Annotated in this window: 18 protein-coding genes and 1 pseudogene; 13 read left to right on the forward strand and 6 right to left on the reverse strand. The window is 45.6% G+C overall.

Annotated features, from left to right (window positions below; all coding sequences use genetic code 11):
- Positions 1–20: 20 nt before the first annotated feature.
- Positions 21–731, forward strand: coding sequence for a succinate dehydrogenase iron-sulfur subunit (locus BW928_RS02625; RefSeq protein ID WP_076554673.1), 711 nt, complete (start codon positions 21–23; stop codon positions 729–731).
- A 299-nt stretch (positions 732–1,030) separates the two neighbouring features.
- Positions 1,031–2,152, forward strand: a complete 1,122-nt coding sequence (locus BW928_RS02630; RefSeq protein ID WP_158078429.1) for an MFS transporter — start codon at positions 1,031–1,033, stop codon at positions 2,150–2,152.
- Here BW928_RS02630 and BW928_RS02635 read toward each other — a convergent pair.
- Positions 2,114–3,244, reverse strand: a complete 1,131-nt coding sequence (locus BW928_RS02635; RefSeq protein ID WP_143821455.1) for an ATP-binding cassette domain-containing protein — start codon at positions 3,242–3,244, stop codon at positions 2,114–2,116. The two genes, BW928_RS02630 and BW928_RS02635, sit on opposite strands and share 39 nt — an antisense overlap.
- Positions 3,127–3,468 carry a hypothetical protein gene (locus tag BW928_RS02640; RefSeq protein ID WP_076554676.1) on the reverse strand — a complete coding sequence of 114 codons (342 nt, stop codon included), beginning with the start codon at positions 3,466–3,468 and terminating at the stop codon, positions 3,127–3,129. Before BW928_RS02640 ends, BW928_RS02635 begins: the two co-directional genes overlap by 118 nt.
- Positions 3,469–4,102: 634 nt before the next feature.
- Here BW928_RS02640 and BW928_RS02645 point away from each other — a divergent pair.
- From BW928_RS02645 to BW928_RS02665, 5 genes are all read left to right on the forward strand, one after another.
- Complete coding sequence (locus tag BW928_RS02645) at positions 4,103–6,958, forward strand: 2-oxoglutarate dehydrogenase E1 component (RefSeq protein WP_076554677.1); 2,856 nt, start codon at positions 4,103–4,105, stop codon at positions 6,956–6,958.
- Positions 6,959–7,052: 94 nt separating this feature from the next.
- Positions 7,053–8,270 carry a 2-oxoglutarate dehydrogenase complex dihydrolipoyllysine-residue succinyltransferase gene (gene odhB / locus BW928_RS02650; RefSeq protein ID WP_076554678.1) on the forward strand — a complete coding sequence of 406 codons (1,218 nt, stop codon included), beginning with the start codon at positions 7,053–7,055 and terminating at the stop codon, positions 8,268–8,270.
- A gap of 88 nt (positions 8,271–8,358) precedes the next feature.
- On the forward strand, positions 8,359–9,807 hold the full coding sequence (gene lpdA / locus BW928_RS02655; protein ID WP_076554679.1) for a dihydrolipoyl dehydrogenase: 1,449 nt from the start codon (positions 8,359–8,361) through the stop codon (positions 9,805–9,807).
- Positions 9,808–9,925: 118 nt separating this feature from the next.
- The gene (locus BW928_RS02660; protein ID WP_076554680.1) at positions 9,926–10,534 is read left to right on the forward strand and encodes a DUF6037 family protein; all 609 of its coding nucleotides are present in this window, start codon (positions 9,926–9,928) and stop codon (positions 10,532–10,534) included.
- Positions 10,534–11,376, forward strand: a complete 843-nt coding sequence (locus BW928_RS02665) for a DUF72 domain-containing protein (RefSeq protein ID WP_076554681.1) — start codon at positions 10,534–10,536, stop codon at positions 11,374–11,376. Before BW928_RS02660 ends, BW928_RS02665 begins: the two co-directional genes overlap by 1 nt.
- Before the next feature lie 338 nt (positions 11,377–11,714).
- Here the strand turns inward: BW928_RS02665 and BW928_RS02675 are convergent, their stop codons facing one another.
- Complete coding sequence (locus tag BW928_RS02675; RefSeq protein WP_076554683.1) at positions 11,715–11,945, reverse strand: YheV family putative metal-binding protein; 231 nt, start codon at positions 11,943–11,945, stop codon at positions 11,715–11,717.
- A gap of 109 nt (positions 11,946–12,054) precedes the next feature.
- On the reverse strand, positions 12,055–14,166 hold the full coding sequence (locus BW928_RS02680) for a M3 family metallopeptidase (protein ID WP_076554684.1): 2,112 nt from the start codon (positions 14,164–14,166) through the stop codon (positions 12,055–12,057).
- A 327-nt stretch (positions 14,167–14,493) separates the two neighbouring features.
- Here BW928_RS02680 and BW928_RS02685 point away from each other — a divergent pair, with 327 nt between their 5' ends.
- The 6 genes and pseudogenes from BW928_RS02685 to BW928_RS11295 form a co-directional block, all read left to right on the forward strand.
- A complete protein-coding gene (locus BW928_RS02685) occupies positions 14,494–15,237 on the forward strand; it encodes an endonuclease/exonuclease/phosphatase family protein (protein ID WP_076554685.1) in 744 nt (247 codons plus the stop codon).
- Positions 15,238–15,283: 46 nt separating this feature from the next.
- A complete protein-coding gene (gene rdgB, locus BW928_RS02690) occupies positions 15,284–15,895 on the forward strand; it encodes an RdgB/HAM1 family non-canonical purine NTP pyrophosphatase (RefSeq protein WP_076554686.1) in 612 nt (203 codons plus the stop codon).
- Positions 15,896–15,988: 93 nt separating this feature from the next.
- Positions 15,989–17,923: an ABC-F family ATP-binding cassette domain-containing protein gene (locus BW928_RS02695; RefSeq protein WP_076554687.1), complete on the forward strand. Its 1,935-nt coding sequence runs from the start codon at positions 15,989–15,991 to the stop codon at positions 17,921–17,923.
- Between the two features lie 19 nt (positions 17,924–17,942).
- Positions 17,943–18,719: a J domain-containing protein gene (locus BW928_RS02700; RefSeq protein WP_076554688.1), complete on the forward strand. Its 777-nt coding sequence runs from the start codon at positions 17,943–17,945 to the stop codon at positions 18,717–18,719.
- Between the two features lie 82 nt (positions 18,720–18,801).
- Positions 18,802–19,767: a YheT family hydrolase gene (locus BW928_RS02705; protein ID WP_076554689.1), complete on the forward strand. Its 966-nt coding sequence runs from the start codon at positions 18,802–18,804 to the stop codon at positions 19,765–19,767.
- 54 nt (positions 19,768–19,821) lie between these two features.
- A pseudogene (locus BW928_RS11295) lies at positions 19,822–20,229 on the forward strand (transposase); the annotation flags it as partial.
- Positions 20,230–20,753: 524 nt separating this feature from the next.
- On the opposite strand, the gene dapB reads toward BW928_RS11295, so the two are convergent.
- Together dapB and BW928_RS02720 are read right to left on the reverse strand one after the other, a co-directional pair.
- On the reverse strand, positions 20,754–21,554 hold the full coding sequence (dapB, locus tag BW928_RS02715) for a 4-hydroxy-tetrahydrodipicolinate reductase (RefSeq protein WP_076554690.1): 801 nt from the start codon (positions 21,552–21,554) through the stop codon (positions 20,754–20,756).
- A 33-nt stretch (positions 21,555–21,587) separates the two neighbouring features.
- Positions 21,588–22,787, reverse strand: coding sequence for a PLP-dependent transferase (locus tag BW928_RS02720; RefSeq protein WP_076554691.1), 1,200 nt, complete (start codon positions 22,785–22,787; stop codon positions 21,588–21,590).
- Between the last annotated feature and the right edge of the window lie 10 nt (positions 22,788–22,797).

A 22,797-nucleotide genomic window follows, 5' to 3' on the forward strand; every position in this document is an offset into this window, starting at 1 on the left:
TCCAACTTCGGAGAAAAATAATGAGTCGAGGCACCCGTATCATCGAGATTTATCGTTACGACCCAGACAAAGACAAAGCACCATATATGCAATCATACACCGTTGAGCTTTTGGATTCGGATCGTATGTTGCTTGATGTATTATTGCGTCTTAAGCGTGAAGATGAGACCTTAACTTTCCGCCGTTCTTGCCGTGAGGGGATTTGTGGCTCTGATGGCATGAACATTAACGGTAAAAATGGCTTGGCGTGTTTGATTAATATGAACACACTACCAAACAAAATCACCGTTCGCCCATTGCCAGGGCTGCCTGTGATTAAAGATTTGGTGGTGGACATGAACCAGTTCTATGAGCAATACGAAAAGGTTCACCCTTATCTAATCAATAACCAGCCAGCACCGCCAAAAGAACGCCTGCAATCACCAGAAGATCGTGAGAAATTGAACGGTCTGTATGAGTGTATCTTGTGTGCGTGTTGCTCAACTTCTTGCCCATCATTTTGGTGGAATCCTGACAAATTCTTGGGCCCATCAGCACTGCTAAATGGCTACCGTTTCATCATTGATAGCCGTGATGGCGACACTCAGGCACGCCTAGCACGCCTAGATGACCCATTTAGCTTGTTCCGTTGTCGTGGCATCATGAACTGTGTGTCAGTGTGTCCAAAGGGTCTAAACCCAACACGAGCCATTGGTCATATCAGAAATATGTTGCTTGACCAAGCAGGTTAATACCAAAAGTAAGCAAAAACCGCACAAACTAAGTGCGGTTTTTTTGACCGCCCCATTTTTATTTATCAGATAAGAGGTATAATAGCAAGTAAATACACTCAGAAGGCAGCAAAGGTTTTGTCGCATGACTGGGTTGTGTCGGCGTATAATTATCAATTAAAATTGTTTTTTATTTATTATTAATCAATAAAGGATTTTTACAATAAAACGGAGGCGTGATTGTGCGGTTTGTACAAAATATTATCAATGATATCAACACGCTTTGTTACCCTCTCAAGATGCGTTTATTGGCAAGTTTTTTGCAAAAGCTTGTTACAGAAGGCATGATACCTTTTGTGATGATGTTTTTGGTGCTGCAAGAAGGGGAATTTTTGGCAGGTGCGATTGCTTTTGCAATTTTGGCATTGGGGACATTTTTTAATGGTTATGGAGGCAAAGCGGTTGCCAGCCAAAATATCAAAAATGCCTTAATCTGGGGTGAATTTGTGCAGTTCATTGCGGTGCTTTTGATGGCTATTTTTGTAAATAGCATCGTTTTTATACTGCTTTATTTGTTAAAAAATGTGATATTTAGCTACCTAGTTCCCTTTGGCGAGGTATTTGTTTTTGAGCTGACAACAAACGAAAACCGAGCCGTTTTGTACCAGCTTAGTGGGCTAATGAACGGTCTGGCTGCTCCTTTGGGGGCGTTGCTGGGAGGATTTTTTTATAGTTATGGTTTAAATATACTGATTTATGTGTTGTCTGCGTTTTCTTTTTTGATATTTTTGCTTTATTTTTTTGGTTTTGCTCAATTATCGCACAATCGGCTGGCAGGGCAATCGACTGATTCTCAAGCCAAAACGCCCACAAAAAACAACCAATTTTCCAGAATCTTGGACGACAAATCAGCGACATATTTGCTGTTATCATCAGTTTTTATTCACAGTTTATTTTTTTCTTTAAGCCAATTTTTGCCAGCATATCTGAGCGGGCTTAATAATGGCTCACAGCTTTTGTCTTTTTCAAGAACGATAAGCGGTGTGGTTGTTTTGGTTGCTGGACTGGCATTATTGGGATTTATCAAAAAAATCGCCCGCTACACCACCATGTTATGGACAACATTTTTATACGGATTACTGTTTGTGTTGCTATTTTTGGTGATTGATAATGAGTACTTATTTTATATGGTATCTGCTTTGGTGATTGTTTTTTATTTTGTATCAGTGGTGGGCATCAAGACTATTTATGCCAATGGCATTGGCGATAAAAATGCTGGCATCTATTTAAGTGCCTTTTCGCTAACAGGCAGGGCTGGCAATATCATCGCTGCCTTAATTTTGATGATAAGCGGTTTTGTGGGATATGGTGGGACGGTGGGAATTTTGGCGTTATTTGCTACCTTAGCGACAGGTTGGCTGTTGTTGGCAAAAACCGCCTAACTGGCCACCCTGATGGTGGCGAACCTCGATAATCAGCTTGTCTTTGGCAAGTGCTGCAAGCTGCTGATTAAGCACGGTGAGATGATAATCGTCCAAATTGGCGTCCCATTCATCAAGCAGCAGTATGGTATTTTGTGGGTCATGGATAAGCTCGGTCAATCTAAGCAGTTGCTCTTGTCCTGTGGATAGTGCGGCTGTCGTATACTGAAAATCACTGTCTGGGGTGATGAGCGCGGCAGCTGGATTGTGTTGCTTTAATAATTTAAGCAGGGAGGATTTGCCAGCACCATTCGCCCCTGTCAGGCGTATGCGGTCTGGGTGCGTGCCAGCTGGACGGCTAATTGTGTCAAATAATGCCTCGAGCGTGAGTGTGGTTTGTTGTCGATTTGAGTAAATTTGGAGCTTATCAGGCTGAATGTGAGTAGCCAAATCACGATAAGCGGGCAGAAAATTAACCACGCCTTGATATTTATTTTTAATAAAATTAAACTGGGTATTGATGGTGGCAACAGTATGTACACTGCCGAGTAGTTGTAATGCTCGAGGCAGTACCGCCACCATCATCGCCAGTTGTACAAGTGGCACATCAGCGATGGGTAAATAACCAACCATTGCCAGTACGCACACGGCAACAGGGGCGATGACTTGCTCAAGGCGGACATACCGCCGCAAGCTGCCAAAATAACCATTAAGGGCAGCATCAAGCAAGCGATGATGGCGGCTCGCATTACCAAATAGGACATAATCCCACTGCACAGGCAGTGCTTCGTTGAGCTTGATATTATCGGCTTGGTTGGTGTGGCTTAGCGTTTGTATGCGTTGCCGACTTGTCAGTACCAATAGGGCAGACAGAGCAAAACAGGCAAGAATAATAAGGCTAATCACAGCTCCCACTGTCTGATAAAACACCAAAAAAGTGATGAGAATATGTAAATACAGCGACCATGCTTGATTGATAAAATCAATGACGGCGGTTAAGGTTTGGCGTACCTCGCCCGATAGCCAAGCGATTGTTTGTATTTTGCCGTGTTTGCTGTTATAGCCTTGATTGTTATGTATTTTATTAAAAATCGAATGAAATATTCTGTACAAATATGCTGCTTGGCACGCACAACAACCAGCTTATCCACACCGCTGACCAAATACGCTGTCAATGCCAGCATAAAAAAGTAGCACATCGCCTGCACCGCAGCTTGGGTATCTTGGGCAGCAAGATAAGCCCCTGCATTGGCAATCAAATAAGTAGATGCACCCAATAGCAGCTGCTGGATAAGCACCAGTGATATGCTGACAAGCAAAGCACGGTTATTGAGCATTTGATACTTCCTGCAGATAGTCGTTTAATAGTTGTTTTGCTTGTAATGTCTCTTCTTGATTTGTTGAGATTTCATCAGGGGTTTTGGATATATCCCATAAATCAAATTTTTCCTATCAATATCCTTTTGAGTGCTTTGCAAAGATGATTGAGCAATCCAATCGTCTATTGAGCCAGCAATTTAGTCTAATTTTTCAACTGCAACCATCAATCATGAGTGGTGCAGGAATTGAACCATTTTTGACACATAATACTGGAACAAATTACCAGTAGTTTTCTTGTCAAAATATAGACTTGATGATGGATTTGAAATTTCCATATGAAACCAAAATCAATTAAATTGCCAAGCGTTCTAAATGAATAGAACTCAATGAAATCATGCCCTAATCCATTAAGAACAGTTTTATCCTAGCAAAAAATATCTTGATTCAAGTGTTTTTATCAATTTTTGATTTCTTTACCCAAATTTTAGCTGGCGTGATGTAGAGAGAAGTTTGTTTGAATGAAAAATCACGCTTACCCTTGTTATCTTTGCCCAAATGGCGTAAACTATATCAAATGTGCGTATTGTAAATAGCCAGAGGGAAATTTGCTCAATTATTGGGCAAATGACAACAACCAAAGAGTGGTAGGTCATGACAAAAAATAGCAAAGATACGGTTGCTTATCAAAGCACCGAACTGACAGCCGATGGTGCGGCTTATATCGAAGCCCTTTATGAGGAGTATTTGGCGGACAGCCAAAGCGTAAGTGAGGATTGGCAGCGATATTTTGCTGATTATCGCCAAGATAATGATGCACCGCATAACGCCATCAAAGAGCAATTTTTGTTGCTTGCTCGCAACCAAACCAACCAAACGGCGGCACCAGCAGCACAAGCAGGTGAGTATAGCCCTAAGCAGATGGCAGTACAGCAACTGATTTCTGCTTATCGCCGTCGTGGCCATCGCAAGGCAAATCTAGACCCATTGGGATTGCAGCCTACCCCAGTAATTGCCGAGCTGACTTTGGCATATCATGGGCTTGATGAGTCTGATTTGGCGGCAACCTTCCCGACCAATGATTTGCTCATCGGCAAATCTGAAGCGACCTTGCGTGAGATTATTGAGGTTTTGGAGCGTGTGTATTGCCAAAGCATTGGCTATGAATATATGCATGTCTTTACCACAGAAGAAAAACGCTGGTTTGAAAATTATATTGAATCATCACGCGGTCATATCCAGTTTGATAAAGCCAAAAAGCTAGAAATCCTAGAACGCCTAACGGCCGCCGAAGGGCTTGAGAAATATTTGGCACGCAAATACACGGGCGTAAAGCGTTTTGGTCTGGAAGGTGGTGAGAGCTTTATCCCTGCGGTGCATGAAATGGTGCAGCGTGCAGGTGGTTATGGCTCAAAAGAAGTTGTCATCGGCATGGCACACCGTGGTCGTTTGAACCTGTTGGTCAATATCTTGGGCAAAAACCCCAGCGATTTGTTTGATGAGTTTGATGGCAAAGTACAGCCAACACAAGGCTCGGGCGATGTCAAATACCATAATGGCTTTAGTTCAAATGTCATGACACCAGGCGGTGAGATGCACTTGGCATTGGCATTTAACCCATCGCATTTGGAGATTGTCTCACCTGTATTACAAGGTTCGGTGCGTGCCAGACAGGCTCGTCGCTCAGAGCAATACGGCTTTGAGATTGACAGCAGTACCGTGATGCCGCTGGTGGTGCATGGCGATGCTGCTTTTGCAGGTCAGGGCGTCAATCAAGAAACTTTTCAAATGTCGCAAACCCGTGCCTACAAAACAGGCGGCACGGTGCATATTGTCATCAACAACCAAGTTGGTTTTACGACTTCACGCATTGAGGACGCTCGTTCAACCGAGTATTGTACCGATGTTGCCAAGATGGTGAATGCACCGATTATCCATGTCAATGGTGATGACCCCGAAGCGGTGGTGTTTGCATCACAATTGGCGGTGGATTATCGCCGTGAATTTGGCAAAGATGTGGTGATTGATATTGTTTGCTATCGCCGCAATGGACATAATGAGTCTGATGAGCCATCAGCAACACAGCCACTGATGTATAGCGTCATCAAAAAATTACCAACCACTCGTACCCAATATGCTGACAAGCTAATCAAAGAAGGCGTTATCACAGCAGCCGAAGGGGCGAAGTCCGAGGACGATTATCGCGAATCACTTGACCGTGGCGACTTTGTGGCTGGCGGTTTGGTCAGCGAGCCAGATACGCAGTTGTTTGTAGATTGGCAGCCATATCTGGGTCATCAGCTGGTTGATGATTGGCAAACAGGTGTTGATATTGATAAGCTAAAAGCATATGGGCAAGCGATGGCAAAAGTGCCAGAGGGCTTTGTATTGCAGCGTCAAGTTGCCAAAGTGCTGGAGCAACGCCTTGCCATGCAAACAGGCGAAGAGCCGCTGAACTGGGGGGCTGCTGAGACTTTGGCATATGCCAGCCTTGCTGACGAAGGGGCATTGGTGCGTATCACGGGCGAAGATGTGGGTCGTGGTACTTTCTCGCATCGCCATACTGAATTGTACAACATGACCGATGGCAGTATGTACATTCCGTTGCAGCATATTTCACCAAACCAAGCTCGCTTTGCTACCTATAACTCACTGTTGTCCGAAGAGGCGGTATTGGCATTTGAATATGGCTATGCGACCACAGTGCCAAATGCCTTGATTGTCTGGGAGGCACAGTTCGGCGACTTTGTTAATGGTGCACAGGTGGTGATTGACCAGTTCATCTCAAGCGGTGAGACCAAGTGGCAGCGTGTGTGTGGCTTGGTTATGTTGTTGCCACATGGCTTTGAGGGTCAAGGTCCTGAGCATTCATCAGCACGACTTGAGCGGTTCTTGCAGTTGTGTGCCGAAGACAATATGCAGGTGATTACCCCAACCACGCCAGCACAGATATTCCATGCGTTGCGTCGTCAGGTGGTGCGTCCAATTCGCAAGCCATTGGTGGTGATGTCGCCTAAGAGCTTATTGCGTCATCCGCTTGCTACTTCGACACTTGATGAGTTGGCAGTCGGCAAGTTCGAAACCGTCTTGCCAGAGATTGATGCCATCAACCCTGAACAGGTAACACGCCTTGTGTTGTGTGGTGGCAAAGTGTATTATGATTTGCTTGAACAACGCCGCAAACTAAGCCAAGAGCATATTGCCATCGTGCGTATTGAGCAATTATATCCTCTGCCAGAACAACGCATTTTGGACGAAATTGCCAAATATCCAAACTTGCAAGAGATTATTTGGGCACAAGAAGAGCCACTGAATCAAGGTGCGTGGTATTATCTTGCTCCTGAATTGTTCCGCATTGTGGTGCCAGCACCAACCAAAGCGAAGATTGTGCCACCATCGGCACGCCCTGCTGCTGCCGCACCTGCAACTGGCTCGCCAAAATTGCACGCAGAGCAACAAAAAGCCCTAATTGCAGCTGCATTGGGTGTAACTGTTGATGAGTTGAAATAACACAACTTCAGCCGAAGCGGTGGTCGCTTTGGCTGATATTGTTAAATGAATTAAACTAATTTTTAATGATTTATAAACTTTCAAGGAGTTTATTATGGCTGAAATTAAAGCCCCTGTATTTCCAGAGTCAGTGCCAGATGGTACGATTGTTGAATGGCATGTCGCAGAAGGCGAAGCGGTGAGCCGAGATCAGCTGTTGGCTGAAGTTGAGACTGATAAAGTTGTGCTAGAAATCGTTGCACCTGATGACGGCGTGATTACCAGCATTGTCAAAAATGTTGATGACACTGTGTTGTCTGCCGAAGTTGTTGCAACTTTTGAGGCGGGTGCTGTGGCTGCTGGTGAGGCTAAGGTTGCCAGCGAAGATCAGGCTGATGGTAATACTACCGTAGATCCAGCATCGGTTGCTGCTCCTGTACAGCCAAAGAGCGATGCCAAAGAAGAAGAGTACAAAGACCAAAGCCCAGCGGTGCGTAAGGCTGCCAAAGAAACAGGCATCAATCCTGCCGATGTACAGGGCAGTGGTCGTGGCGGTCGTGTAACCAAGTCTGATATGGTTAATCCAACCTTAAAATCTGACAATGGTCAAGTGATTGCCACAGCGGTTGGTCAGCGTATCGAAAAGCGTGAGCCAATGACTCGCTTGCGTAAGCGTATCGCAGAGCGTCTGCTATCAGCAACCCAAGAAACTGCCATGCTAACCACCTTTAATGAGGTGAACATGAAGCCGTTGATGGATTTGCGTGCAAAATATAAAGACCGTTTCGAAAAACGCCATGGTGTTAAACTTGGCTTTATGTCGCTGTTTGTGAAAGCGGCAACAGAGGCCCTAAAACGCTTCCCAGCGGTAAACGCCTCTATTGATGGCGATGATATTATTTATCATGGTTTTTATGATGTTGGCGTAGCGGTATCAAGCGATCGTGGCTTGGTTGTGCCTGTACTGCGTGATACTGACCGCATGAGCATGGCAGATGTCGAGGCAGGCATTCGTGATTATGCCATCAAGGCTCGCGAAGGCAGACTGTCTATTGATGAGATGACAGGCGGTACATTTACCATCACCAATGGAGGTGTGTTTGGTTCGTTGTTATCTACACCAATCATCAACCCACCACAGACTGCGATTTTGGGTATGCACGCCATCAATGAACGCCCAATGGCGGTAAATGGCGAAGTGGTGATTTTGCCAATGATGTATCTTGCCTTGTCTTATGACCATCGTCTCATTGATGGTAAAGAAGCGGTGCAATTCTTGGTAACAATCAAAGAGCTGATTGAAGATCCATCAATGCTATTGTTAGATCTATAAGATCTAATTGCTTGAGCGTGTTACAAAGAATTGCTGGATTGTACTGGCAATTCTTTGCGTGTTTTAAATTAACAAAAAAGAGAAAATTATGAAAAATTCATACGACTTGGTTGTTATTGGTGGTGGTCCTGGTGGCTACGAAGCCGCAATCCGTGCAGCACAGCTTGGTCTGAGCGTGGCTTGTATCGAAAAGCGTGTTCATAAAGGTGAGCCAGCATTGGGCGGCACTTGCTTGAATGTTGGTTGTATTCCATCAAAGGCGTTGCTTGACAGCTCGCATCGTTATGAGGCAACCAAGCATGAGCTTGCCGATCATGGCATCACAACAGGTGATGTGCAAATTGACATTGCCAAAATGCTTGAGCGTAAAGACGCTGTGGTGAAAGGTCTGACAGCTGGTGTAGCAGGTTTGCTTAAGGGTAATGGCATTGACTGGTTGCAAGGCTGGGGTACGCTACTTGACGGCAAGGGCGAGCAAAAACAAGTAAAATTTGCACCGCTTGAGGGCGAAGAGACCACAATCACCGCAAAATATGTAATTTTGGCGGCAGGTTCTGTGCCAATCGAGATTCCAGTTGCCAAGACTGACGGCGAGTATATCGTTGATTCAACAGGGGCATTGGAATTTAGCGAAGTGCCAAAACGCTTGGGCGTGATTGGTGCGGGCGTTATCGGACTTGAGCTTGGTTCGGTGTGGCGTCGCTTGGGTGCTGAAGTGGTGGTTTATGAAGCAATGCCAGAATTTTTGGCAGTGGCGGACAAAGAAATCTCCAAAGAAGCTGCCAAATTACTGAAAAAACAAGGCTTGGATATCCGTGTGGATACCAAAGTTACCAATGCTGAAGTGGTCAATGGTGAAGTGGTTGTTACCACAGATGTCAAGGGCGAGACCAAGACTGAGACTTTTGACAAGCTGATCGTTTGTGTTGGTCGCCGTGCGTATAGCGAGAAGCTACTTGCAGAGGGTTGTGGCATTGAGCTGACCGAGCGTGGCTTGGTGGCAGTTGATGATCAGTGCAAAACCAACCTAGACGGCGTATATGCCATCGGTGATTTGGTGCGTGGTCCAATGCTTGCCCACAAAGCCATGGAAGAGGGCATGATGGCGGCCGAACGCATTCACGGCGAAAAAGCACAGGTGAACTATGACACCATCATCAGCGTTATCTATACGCACCCAGAGATTGCATGGGTGGGGCTGTCAGAGCAAGCTGCTATCGAAAAAGGCTATGAGGTGAAAACTGGCTCATTTAGCTTGGCTGCCAATGGTCGTGCTTTGGCACAGGGCGAGGGCGTGGGTCTGATTAAGGTTGTTGCCGATGCCAAGACTGATCGTCTGCTGGGTATGCACGCTGTTGCTGTGGGTGCAGGCGAGATTGTTCATCAGGGCATGATTGCGATGGAGTTTGTTTCTAGTATCGAAGATTTGCAATTGATGACTTTTGCTCACCCAACGGTATCAGAAGCGGTTCATGAGGCGGCATTGTCTGCTGATGGTCGTGCAATTCATGCAATTCAGCGTAAAAAACGCAAGTAATTGATTTAAGCTAAAAACCAGCTCTAATTTTGAGCTGGTTTTTTGTTGGTTTGATTGTCAGCTGGGGTTAAATTGCTTGTTATTGTATTTTTAACTTTGGATAATGTAAGGAAGAATAATGTTAGAAAATCTTAGACTCTTAAGAGATGATATGATTGAAAAAGATTGGACGATATGTGGTTTCCAATTTCAATATAAGGAAATAAATTATGTTGTTTTGGTAAAAAGATTCGTTGGTAATGAAACTCGTCAAAATGAATATGCTTTGGTTAAATTACATTTTATGAGGGCTGATGATTTAAACAACGATTTAGAAGTTGAAGCTAATTCCAATGGGCTAATTATAGATGCAAGGAGATTAAGAGAATATTTTGGAATAAAGTATGCTAATAATTTGGGCGATATTATTAGGCAATTTACTGAAAATTTAGGACACTTTATCCCTACAGAAATGCCTGATAATGCACAAGATATTACAAAAAGGGCAATGATTAATTCATTAAGCAAAAGCGATTCTCAAGACCCTAACAAAATTTATTGTTTTGGGGTAACAAGAATAGGAAGGCGTTCAGAATTTAACTCAGATAAAACCAAGCTGTTAAGACCTAGATTGTTTGAGTATTTTGAAAATGATCCTGCTATTAGCTTTTGTTATTCATCTCAAATGGCAAGAGACAAGAGTGATGAAAGCATAATATTAAATTTTGCTGCTGGGAATATAAATTAATGAGGAACAATCCCCAAATCCACCTCGGCACAGGCGGTTATGCTGATACAGACTTAATCGGGACGCCTTATCCGTTTGGGACGGATAAGGCGGATTTTTTGTCGATTTATGCCCAGCATTATGACACCGTTGAAATTAACAGCACCTTTCACGCCCCGATTGGGGAGAAGGCGTTGCAAGGTATGCTCGAAAAAGCGGAAGGGCGGTTGCAATTTTCGGTGAAATTACATCAAGATTTTAGCCATAAACGCACCGCAACTGCCGAGCAAGCGGTAGGATTTTTGAACGTTTTACAGCCCTTGCGTGAACAGGGTTGTTTGGCGAATTTATTTGTGCAGTTCCCAGCCAGCTTTGAGCGGACAACCGCCAATCGTTACTATCTGGCGGAACTGGTTTCGTGGTTTGGCGATTTCCCCCTTGCGATTGAATTTCGCCACGCCAGTTGGCATACGCCATCGGTGCTGGATTATTTCCACGCCAAGCCAAATCTGATTTGGTGCAATGTCGATTATCCGCCGAATATCGGCTTGCCCGCCTTTCATTTTTACGCCAACCAACGCACCGCTTATTTGCGATTGCACGGACGCAACCAAAATTGGTGGCAAGCCCAATCCGCCAAAGCTCGCCACGATTATCGTTATAGTGAAGCGGAATTAAAGCAGTTGGCAGCGTTTTTAAATCAACGCAAAAGCGAATTTGATGAGCTTTATCTCTATTTTCAAAACACCACCCACAGCCACTCTTTTTATAATATTGAAAGTCTAAAAGGCTATTTGGTAGAATTCGGATTTAGCACAAAGCCCAAACCTGAATTTTTAGTGGGGCAACAAAGTTTGTTTTAGGGTGTTGTTTGTGAAGTGGTTTAAAGTGCCAATTGGCTTTACTTTAGGTTTTGCGATCCCAGCCATAATTTATCGCTGGATAAACTAAGAAAAAATCAGCCAAATAACACAGCACAGCATGAGCCAAGTTGCACCATCTATAAGCAGCATCTTATTTTCATGATTGAGCAACAATAATTTATTCCCTGTGCGGTGGTTATGTCTTGCCATTTTTATGATACGCAAGAGAGTATAACTAAGCACACCAATCATTGCTGCAGGCAGAGCATCTCTGATGAGCTGAAGAGAATCAAAGTTATCTTGCAATCAAGAAAATTGACAGAAGCTGCTGATGCTATTTATTTAAACTTAACAATACCAACACCATTTTGGTCGGCTGGCTGATTGATGGTGGCGATGTCCTCTTTGCTTGGCCGTCTTTCTTGGTGATTGCAGTTGATGCATTCGATGTATTCATCAAAGCTGGGAATAAAGATTTGCACCTGCACAATGGTATCAGTGTGGTTACAGCTGGGGCATGAGACACCAGCAAGAAATTGTCGCTTTGGGCGAGTGGATTGATAACGCATAATAGTCAGTTGGTTATTAATAATAAAATCTTAATTTTCAGTGTTTGTTAATGCTTGGTGCGAGCCGACTGGCATGATTGATATCAGTGCCAGTCTAAGATACAAGGAATTATTCCACCAACCCACGATGTCTTAACAAAGCATCGGTTGTGGCGGCACGACCACGGAATGCCAAATAATTGTCTTTGGCGTCCCTTAGGCTGCCTTGTGCGAGAATTTCTTGTCTAAAGGCTCTGCCAGTTTTGGCATTATAAATGCCATCTTCTTCAAACTTGCCAAAAGCATCCGCCGACAGCACCTCTGCCCAGATGTACGAATAATAACCTGCAGCATAACCGCCAGCAAAAATATGGCTAAAGCCGTTGCCCATTCGCTGATAGGCAGGCGGGGTAATGACGGCAATTTCATCACGAATGGTGTTGGCGGTTTGCAAGATGTCTTGGTAGCTTAGGCTGGTGTCTGATTGCTGGCTGTGTAGCCTTAGATCAAATAAGCCAAATTCCATTTGTCGTAGGGTTTGTAAGCCTGTTTGGAAATTTTTGGCGGCGATGAGAGCGTCTTTTTTGTCCGCAGGCAGTGTCTCGCCACTGTCAATATGGCGACTGATTTTACCAATGCCAACATCTGTGATGGCAAAATTTTCCATAAACTGACTTGGCAGCTCGACAGCGTCCCATTCAACGCCATTAATGCCTGCGATGGCAGCAACATCAATCTGAGTCAAAAGATGATGTAGGGCGTGTCCAAATTCGTGGAATAGGGTATTGACCTCATCAAAGGACAATAGGCTCGGCTTGTCGCCAAGCGGTGGGGCGAAGTTGCCAACAATAAAGCACACAGGCAGACGCGTGTTACCGTCTTTGATTTGGCGTTTTTGGAAATCATCAAGCCACGCACCGCCTTGCTTGCCTGCACGAGCAAACAAGTCAAGATACACACCGCCTAAGAGCGTATCGCTGTCGTCATCATACAGGGTATAAAACAGCACATCATCATGCCATGCTGAAAAATGTGCTTTATCCGCCTGCACAAAGCGAATGCCAAACAGACTTTTGCAAATGTCAAATAAGCCATCAAGCACCACAGGCAAAGGAAAATAAGGACGCAAGGCATCGCTGCTTAGGTTGAATTTTTCTTGGCGGATTTTTTGGCTTAAATAGGCAATATCCCATGCTTGCAATTTGTCCAGCCCAAACTTTTTGGCAGCTTGTTCCAATTCGGCAAGTTCGGCGATGGCTTTTGGTTTGGCGGCAGCAGACAGTTGCAATAAAAACTGCTCAATTTCTGCACTGCTGTCAGCCATTTTGGTTGCCAATGAATACTCGCTGTAGTTGCTCATGCCAAGCAGTTCGGCTTTTTGTTTGCGTAGTGTGAGAATTTCAACCATCAAGTCAGCATTGTCAAACTCGGTGGTATCGGGGCTTTGGTCAGAGGCACGCGTATTGTAGGCGTGATATAATTGCTCTCGCAAGGCTCGGTTGTCGGCAAATTCCATCACCGCCAAGTAGCAAGGCATATCCAATGTCGCCACATAATCGCTGGGCAAGCTGGCGTTTGGGTTTTTGGCACGATAGGCATCGCCTGCCGCCTTTAATAACGCCAAGCCATTGCTGCTGATGCCTGACAGCTCATCTTGCTTTAGTGGACGGGCAAAATGATAAGTGGCGTCCATGATATTGTCGGCAAATTTGGCACAGCTGACAGACAGCTGGCTTTCGATGGCGGCAAATTTGCTTTTTTTCTCGTCATCAAGAGCCACGCCTGACAAGACAAATTCTTGCAATCCCTTATTAATCGCACGCTTTTGGGCATCATGGCGTAGCTCGTCTGGCAGCTTGTCAAACTCATCATGCACCAACTGGTATAGCTGATACAGGGCGGTTGATTGACCTGTGCGAGTACCAAAGGCGGACAATTTTGGCAATAATGCGTGATGAGCGTGGCGAATATCATCGGTGCTTGCGACACTGTTTAGGTGCGACAAAATGCCAAAATGACGCCAAATCTGAGCAGTGGCATCATCAAAGGACGAAATGATGGCAAACGCCGTAGCGACATCGGGCATATCTTGGCGTGCCTCAATATTATCAAGCTGACAGCTGGCGGCGTGCAGTGCTTGCTCGGTCAGTGCCTGTAGTGTCTCTGGCGTTGCCTTGTCAAAATCAACCAAGTGCAGATTATCATTGAGCGGGCTGCCAGTTAGATTGATGGTATCAGTCATGCGTATTCCTTGTGTTTTGTTAGATGGGCGGTGTGTGCCAAATTAAACCAAATTCTATCAATAGCTAAATGCGTGCGGTTTGCGATTTTGCAAGGTCTTTGAGACTAAGATTGGGTGATTTTTGGCAAAATATGCTTGCTGATGGTTGTTTGCCAGCGTTGGCTGCCTTATCTTTTGGCAATTGTGGTATAATGGCATCTGTTTGGCAGGAAGTTTTGCTGGGCGAGGTTGACAAATGATTTACCAAGCCGCCATATTTGCCAAGCAAATTAAACAACATGATTTGTCAGACAAACCAACAAAAATAACCATCAGTAACCAATCACGATGAACGCCATCACCATCACCAGTTATAATATCCACAAAGGTATGTCGCCAACCAACCGCTGGCTGCGACTCGATGGCATGAAAAACGCCCTACAGCAGCTCAATGCTGATGTGTTGTGCTTGCAAGAAGTGCAGGGGCAAAATCTTAAGCGTGCGATGAATTTTGCTGAATTTCCCGACTGTGGTCAGCATGAATGGTTTGGCGAATTTTTATCCACACAAGTCAGCTATGGTAAAAATGCCGAATATCAGCACGGTCATCATGGCAATGCGGTGTTATCGCGGCACCCACTTGACCCCAAGCACAATCTGAATATCACCGTCAATCGCCTAGAAAAACGCGGAGTGCTGCACTGCGAGGTGTATCCTGATGGCTGGCAGACGGCATTGGTGGTGCTGTGCGTGCATTTGAATTTGTTGCACCGTGATAGGCAAAAGCAGTACCAAGCGATTGCCAAGTATGTGCAGACTCTGCCCAGTGATGTGCCATTGGTGCTGGCGGGTGATTTTAATGATTGGTCAAAAAAATCCTGCCAAGCACTGTCATCACTGGGTTTAAATGAGGCATTTGTGCAGGCACACGGTGCTTATCCTGCCACTTTTCCTGCCAAGCTGCCGCTACTTAGCCTAGATCGCATTTATGTGCGTAATTTGACAGTGCAGACAGCGATGGTACACGCAGGCATACCATGGTCAAACTTATCTGACCATCTGCCCATCAGTGCAGTGGTGTCGCCGTTGTAGCCATGATTGGATTTTGCTTTTATCATTAACTTAACTAAGGATTTTTATGCAGATGCATGACTGCTGGGTGCTTGCCAGCAACAATCAAGGCAAATTGGCAGAGTTTCAGGCATTGTTTGATCGTGCCAATTTACAATTAACCATCGTCAATCAGGCGGCTTTGGGCATTGATGACGCTGTCGAAGATGGACTCAGTTTTGTAGAAAATGCCATCATCAAAGCACGCCATGCCGCCAAAGCCAGTGGGCTGCCAGCGATTGCTGATGATTCTGGATTGTGCGTGCCTGTGCTTGGCAATGCACCGGGGATTTATTCAGCTCGCTATGCAGGCGTGCATGGTGATGATGCTGCCAATAACCAAAAATTACTCGATGAGCTGTTGCCTTATCGCACAGATGTGCCGATAGAAGCATTTTTTGTGTGTGCTTTGGCATTGGTGCAGCACGCTGATGATCCGATGCCAGTTATTGCCATCGGTCGCTGGCAAGGGCAGATTTTGCCATCACCTCGTGGCGAGGGCGGCTTTGGCTATGATCCGTTATTTTTTGTGCCAACGCTGAATAAATCAGCCGCCGAATTGGACAAATCCACCAAAAATGCCATCAGCCATCGCGGTCTTGCTCTGCAAGCCTTATTGGCACAGCTTGTCCATGCTTAATTATGGGTTCGGCAAAAATCGGTCTTTGTTAGATTTTTGGCTATTATCAAATGTGCTACAATGGCACAAACTGCACCTTGGTGATGATGATTCATGATAGAGTTTAAAAATGTGGCAGTGCGGCGAGAGGGTCGGCTGCTGTTTGATGAGGTGAATTTGCAATTGCACAAAGGTCAAAAAATTGGCCTGACGGGCAAAAATGGCACGGGCAAATCCACTTTGTTTGCGACCATTTTGGGGCAGCACAGCACCGATGTTGGCGAGGTGAATTTGCCGACAACTTGGCAGATTGCACACATGGCACAAGAGATTCATGCGGTGCATATGACGGCGATGGACTATGTGCTGTCTGGCGATGCCCAGTGGTGGGAGCTGGATAATCAGCTTGGTCAGCAAGCAGGCCTGAACGAAGAACAAATCGCGGTGGCATATCAGCGTTATGAAGAGATTGATGGCTATCGCACGCGTGCCAAGGCGGCAACCATCTTGGCGGGATTGGGCTTTCGTGAATCTGACCACGCCGAGCTTGTTGCTTCATTTTCTGGTGGCTGGCGAATGCGACTGAATTTGGCACGCACGCTCATGCACCGAGCCGAGGTGTTGCTGCTAGATGAGCCGACCAACCATTTGGATTTGGACGCTATTTTGTGGCTTGAGGAATGGCTATTGAAGTTTGACGGTTTGGTGCTGGTGGTGAGCCACGATCAGGCTTTTTTGGACACGGTTTGTGGTCATATTTTGCACATTGAGCAAGGCGGCATCAAGCTGTATACGGGCAACTATAGCCAATTTGTGCGTATGCGTGCTTGGCAACTTGCCGAGCAGCAACAAGCCTACCAAAAGCAACAAGCACTCAAGGAGCATTTGCAAGATTATATCCGTAGATTTCGTGCCAAGGCAACCAAAGCAAAACAAGCCCAAAGTCGCATCAAACAGCTTGACCGCATGAGCGAGCTAAGTCCTGTCATGGCTGATAGTGAGTTTTCATTTGCTTTTTATGAGCCAGAGCAGATGTCTTCACCGCTGATTTGTCTTGATAATGCCAGCATTGGCTATCAGGGCAAGCCATTATTGACAGGGGTTAATTTACAAATTACGCCTGCCAGCCGACTGGGTATTTTGGGTGCCAATGGTGCAGGCAAATCAACGCTCATCAAGGCATTGGTGGGGGAGTTGCCATTGTTATCAGGTGAGCAAAAATCCTCACAGACGCTCAAATTGGGGTATTTTAACCAGCATCAGATGGACAGTTTGGACGATGAAGCCACGCCAATGCTGCTATTGCGACGCATTGCAGCCAAGACGCCAGATGATAAATTGCGTGCATTTTTGGGCAGTTTTGATTTTCGTGGAGAGCGAATCGATACACCAAGCAAGTTCTTTTCTGGTGGTGAACGAGCAAGGCTGATGTTGGCGTTGATTGTGTGGCAGCGACCCAATGTCTTGGTGCTAGATGAGCCGACCAACCATTTGGATTTGCAGATGCGTAATGCCTTGATGTTGGCATTGCAAAATTTTTCAGGTGCGTTGATTTTGGTGTCGCACGATCGTGATTTGGTCTTGTCGGTGTGTGATGAGTTGCTGTTGGTGGCTGATGGGCGAGCGGCTGTCTTTGAGGGAGACATGAGCGATTATAGCACGCATCTAAAAAAAGCTCGCCAAGCTCATCAAAATGCCCAAGATGCCCAGCCAGTGATAAAGCAGCAACCAACCGCTGATTTGCCACCCAAGGGTGATGGGCTAAGTAAGGAGGAGCGACGCAAAAAAAACGCCCAAATCCGTGAACAAACCGCACCATTACGCAAGCAAATCAGCACGCTTGAAGGGCAATTGACAAAGCACAGCGAGCAATTACAGACAATTGAGCATGATTTGTCAGAACCTTCGCTGTACGATGAGCCAAATAAAAAGCGTTTGCTGGAGAAGCTGGACGAGCAAAATGCACTAAAATCACAAATTGCCGCCATTGAAGAGGAGCTTTTGGTTGCGATGGACGAGCTTGAAACGCTTGAGCGTGAATTGGGCTGAATGACTTTGGTGAATGCAGATGGACGAATCCACAGCAGATTATTATCAGATACTTGGGGTTGCTTATACCGCAGATACAGCAACCATTAAGCGTGCATATCGCCAAAAAATTTCGCAGCACCACCCCGACAGAGGTGCCGATGATGCTTGGGCAAGCAGGCTCAATATTGCTTATGCCACCTTAAAAGACGCCAATACTCGCCAAGCCTATGATGCACATCTTGCCAAAGTGCAACAGCGGCAGTGGCTAAATAGACGCTACAGTCAGTTGGCAGGGGTTGGCAAGCAGTTGCAAGGTCGCATGATGCAGACGGCACAATCGGTGATGGCGGCATGGGGTCGGTTTGAGCGTTTTTATCAGCAATTGCCGCATTTGGCTGGCAAGCAGGCGGATATTGTTTGCAGGATTGGTTTGCAAACCGCATATTTTGGTGGCAAGGTGTCTATCACCACCCAGCAACAAAGGCATGAGCAGACAATTGAGCTGGATTTGCCAAGCGGTCTTGGAGCAGGCGAGATTGTCAAGGTGCGATATGCCGAGCGGTTGTTGCGTGTGCGGATTTGGCTGGATAGTCCTTGCGTGCAGCTAAAAGGGGCTGATGTTTATTATGTGGTTTATTTAACTGCTCATCAGATGATGGAGGGTGCAAAAATCACTTTGCCAGCACCGCTTTCGCTGACTTTGATTAGCCCTGCCTGCTTGGATTGTCCTGCTGATATTGTGCTGACTGGGCGTGGGTTGCCAACAGCTGACGGCACGGGGGATTTGGTGGTGCAATTGCGTCAAGCTACATAAGTAACTACCCTTCTTGCGATGTATCATGCAGGTTGTGCTATTACAAATTATTCTTTAGAAAATATAAATAAATGAGACTGATATGGCCGAACAATTTTCACCGCCAATATGGCTTCGTAATGCACATTTACAAACCATTTTGCCACGCTATTTGGTGCGTTATACGCCCAATTATCAGCGTGTGTTGGTAAAAGATTCGCTCAATGAAAGCGATGTTGCCTATGATTATTTGTTGGCAGATGAAAAAAAAGATGCCACAGGCAGATACAGCACGCCACTGGTGGTGCTGTTTCATGGCATGGAAGGCTCAAGTCAGAGCCATTACGCACGCACGCTGGCACAATGTGTGCATGAGGTGGGTTGGCATTTTGTGGTGGTGCATTTTCGTTCTTGTGGCGGTGTGGCAGTGGCAGGCAAGGTGTTTTATAATGCAGGCGACACCGCAGAAGTGCAGCACAATTTGGCACAGCTCACCGAGCAATTTACGACAATTTATGCGATGGGCGTATCGCTTGGCGGTAATGTTTTGGCAAAATACATGGGCGAATACGGTGCTGATGCACTTGTTCAGCGGGCGGTGGTTGTCTCTGCACCTGTGGACTTGGCGAGTGCTTCGGTGGCGATGGAAAGATTGCTCGGTCGCCGTGTTTATACCCCATATTTGCTCAACCCCATTGTCAAAAAAGCACTGGCAAATCAACTGACCGATGACGAAATCACCATGCTAAAAACCGCCAAACGCATGGCAGATTTTGATAATGCGTTCACCGCACCCAGACATGGCTATCGCTCAAAAAATGACTATTATCGCAAGGCATCTGCATTGCCTTATTTGGCAGATATTGTTAAACCAACCTTAATAATAACCGCAAAAGATGACCCATTTTTGGGGGTAACTGCCGAACCAAGCGATGTTTCGTCAAGTGTGCAGTTGCTGGATACGCGTTTTGGTGGGCATATTGGATTTTTGGATTATCGCTATCAACAAAAGCAGTTTGATTTAACCTTTGTGCCACACAACGCCCTAAGGTTTTTTGGTTGTGAGTAATTTATAATAAAATTAAGAGCCGTGCTAGATTAGCAAATATATTATACTGGTTTTATAAAGATAACCCATTGTAAAATAAGTAAAAAATCCTAAAAAAGTTGCTTGAATTTTTGTACTTGAAGCAACTGCTCGTTCAGCAACTTTATTTTATCAAAAATCAGACTTGTAATAGACTATCATTTAACCCAAGAAACCAATTAATTATTTGATGGTGAGATTGAACCTGATGAGGATAACAAAGGTGGCACTCAAAAAGTCAAGCGTGGTCGCGGTGCTGGCGGCAAAACTGCTGTATTTGGTCTTTTAAAACGCAATGGCAAGGCTTATACCGTTGTTGTTAAGACACCCAAGCTGACCACATTAATACCTATTATTACCAGTAAAATCAAACCCAGCAGCATTGTTTATACCGACAGCTTTTTATCCAAGAATGTGAGTTTGGATTTAACCATGATACACTATCTAATCAGCTTAAAGATTGAGAAAATGGTGTGGGGCTTGGGTTAATCTAGTACAGTTCTAAAATTAAAATCGCCTGTTATTTATTACAGTGATGGTGATAAGGTGGATTATGAATAAGTAGCAAGTCAAAAATCGTGCCATTTTTGTTATTGGGTGAAATGGCTGTACGGACTTGCTCATAAAAATTACAAAATAGATCATCTGCCATGCTGTTTGTGCATCTTTCAAAATTTATCCAGCCTTTGCCAAGTTGTATTGTAATTATGTTACATTTATAAGTGATTATCTGGGTATATTGCAGATAATATTGGTAGTGGGAATTTTAGACTTCATGCCAAGCGAGCGGTACTATGCACCTAGGCTGATTTGATGGTGATTGTGTTGCTGTGCGTTGTGGTTGTGAATTATAAATTTAAGATTTGCTGGGATAGGGTGATTGAGCTGTGGTTTGGCTAAATGCCACGCTGTGATTGCTATAATAATGGAAAAATGCCTACCGCCATCAGCAGTAGGCATGGCGGTGCTTAAGATTTTAGCCCCAGAACATCTTGCATATCATACAGACCAGCAGGTTGCTTGGCTGCCCATAAAGCGGCACGCACCGCCCCTGTGGCAAAGGTGGCACGACTTTGGGCTTTGTGCGTGATTTCGATAATCTCACCAGCGGTAATAAACTGCACGGTATGCTCACCGATAATCTCACCGCCACGCACTGCATGAATGCCAATTTCGCCAGCAACTCGTTTGGCAGCTCCTGAGCGACCATGGTTGATGACGGTATTTGGCTGCTGACCTCGTGTGGTAGCAATGGCATTTGCCATCATTAATGCCGTGCCAGAGGGAGCGTCAATCTTATGCTTGTGGTGATGTTCGATGATTTCAACATCGGCATCGAGCCCCAGCACACGAGCGGTGGTTGCAAGCAGGTTCAGCGATAGATTTACCCCTGTTGAGTAGTTGCCAGCATAGACGATGGCGATATGCTTGGCAGCTTCTGTCAGTTTGGCTTCTTGGTCTTGGCTTAAGCCTGTTACCCCCATCACTAGCGGTATGCGGTGCGTGATACATTGTGATAGCACTTCATCAAGTGCTTCAGGTAGGCTAAAGTCAATCAGTGCATCAACCTTGGTGACATCAAGCGGTGCAAGAGCGACACCGATACGCTCACCACCAATAAATTCCCCAGCGTCTGCACCGATTAGGCTAGAAATGCTGCGTACATACGCACCACCAAGTGCGGTATCAGGATTGTCTAAGGTGGCCTCAATCAGCATACGCCCCATGCGACCCGATGCTCCCATGATGCCTAGTTTTAATGGATTCATACTTGCTCCTTTTGGCTAGATGAGATGATTATATCAAGGTTGTGCCACTTTTTCATCATAATTTAGCACCAGTAGTGCAGCGGCAATATCTGCTGTCAAATCATCAATATGCTCAAGCCCAACGCTAAATCGCACCACATAATCGCCCTGCAAATGCGTCTGTGGCAGGCTGCGAATTTTTTTAATATCATACAGCATCACAAGACTTGTCGCACCACCCCAGCTAAAACCCAGTTGAAACAAACGCAACGCATCACAAAAACGACAAACATCCGCCCAGCGATAGCGTTTGTCAAATACCACACTCACAAGCCCTGATGACAAGCCGCTGGGGCAAAGTTTTTGCCAAGCGTCATGCCCAGCACTGTCTGGATTGGCAGGGTGTAGCACTTGGCTGAATTGTGGTTGATTTTTTAGCCAGTGCATCAGCTGTTGAGCGGTGGCGGACTGTTGTTGATAACGCAACTGCAAACTGGGCAGACTGCGATAAATGCGTGCACAATCATCACCAGAGACACTAAGCCCCAAGACAGAATGCGTCTGCAAGAGTCGCTGATGTAGTTTGTTATCATGGCTGACAATGCTGCCCATTAGTACATCGCCACCGCCACTTGGGTATTTGGTGAGTGCATGCACCGAAATATCTACCGCCAGCGTATCGATAGCAAAAGGACAAAACGCCACCGCCGCACCCCAAGTATTATCCAGTGCCACCCAAGCACCATGCTGATGAGCCTTGTGAATAAATGCAGGCAAATTGGGAAACTCAAGGGTAATTGAGCCTGCTGCCTCAAGCCACAATAATTTGCACGCCTTTGATGGCATAAAACTGTCAATATCTTGTGGTTGATAGATTTTTATGCTGATACCATAGCTTGACTGTAGTTGTTGCAAGTGAGCCAAATTGGGCGAGTAAGCATTGTCTGGTATCCAGACCTCATCGCCTGTTGTCAATAAAGCGGTATTGACCAAACTTATCGCAGACAGACCGCTGGGGGTCAATAGGCAGTGCTGACCGCCTTCTAGCCGTGCGATTTGATCGGCGAGCAAATAAGTGGTTGGCGTGCCGTGCGTGCCATAGCTGTAGTCATAGCGATCTGTCCAGTGGCGATTAAATAACGCCTTGGTGCTATCAAAGATGATGGTTGAGGCGTGATACACGGGCGGTTGCATGGTGTTAATATCCATCGGAGCGGCTTTTGGGTCGTGGATAAGGGCGGTTTGTTTGTGCATGGTATTGTTG

It is taken from the genome of Moraxella cuniculi DSM 21768, from assembly GCF_900156515.1.
Taxonomy (GTDB): Bacteria; Pseudomonadota; Gammaproteobacteria; order Pseudomonadales; family Moraxellaceae; genus Moraxella; species Moraxella cuniculi.

Bases quoted from the DNA above. Each gene is read 5' to 3' on its own strand.
- BW928_RS02625 (WP_076554673.1), top strand. From the start codon at position 21: ATGAGTCGAGGCACCCGTATCATCGAGATTTATCGTTACGACCCAGAC.
- BW928_RS02640 (WP_076554676.1), bottom strand. From the start codon at position 3,468: ATGCTCAATAACCGTGCTTTGCTTGTCAGCATATCACTGGTGCTTATC.
- BW928_RS02645 (WP_076554677.1), top strand. From the start codon at position 4,103: ATGACAAAAAATAGCAAAGATACGGTTGCTTATCAAAGCACCGAACTG.
- odhB (WP_076554678.1), top strand. From the start codon at position 7,053: ATGGCTGAAATTAAAGCCCCTGTATTTCCAGAGTCAGTGCCAGATGGT.
- lpdA (WP_076554679.1), top strand. From the start codon at position 8,359: ATGAAAAATTCATACGACTTGGTTGTTATTGGTGGTGGTCCTGGTGGC.
- BW928_RS02660 (WP_076554680.1), top strand. From the start codon at position 9,926: ATGTTAGAAAATCTTAGACTCTTAAGAGATGATATGATTGAAAAAGAT.
- BW928_RS02665 (WP_076554681.1), top strand. From the start codon at position 10,534: ATGAGGAACAATCCCCAAATCCACCTCGGCACAGGCGGTTATGCTGAT.
- BW928_RS02675 (WP_076554683.1), bottom strand. From the start codon at position 11,945: ATGCGTTATCAATCCACTCGCCCAAAGCGACAATTTCTTGCTGGTGTC.
- BW928_RS02680 (WP_076554684.1), bottom strand. From the start codon at position 14,166: ATGACTGATACCATCAATCTAACTGGCAGCCCGCTCAATGATAATCTG.
- BW928_RS02685 (WP_076554685.1), top strand. From the start codon at position 14,494: ATGAACGCCATCACCATCACCAGTTATAATATCCACAAAGGTATGTCG.
- rdgB (WP_076554686.1), top strand. From the start codon at position 15,284: ATGCAGATGCATGACTGCTGGGTGCTTGCCAGCAACAATCAAGGCAAA.
- BW928_RS02695 (WP_076554687.1), top strand. From the start codon at position 15,989: ATGATAGAGTTTAAAAATGTGGCAGTGCGGCGAGAGGGTCGGCTGCTG.
- BW928_RS02700 (WP_076554688.1), top strand. From the start codon at position 17,943: ATGGACGAATCCACAGCAGATTATTATCAGATACTTGGGGTTGCTTAT.
- BW928_RS02705 (WP_076554689.1), top strand. From the start codon at position 18,802: ATGGCCGAACAATTTTCACCGCCAATATGGCTTCGTAATGCACATTTA.
- dapB (WP_076554690.1), bottom strand. From the start codon at position 21,554: ATGAATCCATTAAAACTAGGCATCATGGGAGCATCGGGTCGCATGGGG.
- BW928_RS02720 (WP_076554691.1), bottom strand. From the start codon at position 22,787: ATGCACAAACAAACCGCCCTTATCCACGACCCAAAAGCCGCTCCGATG.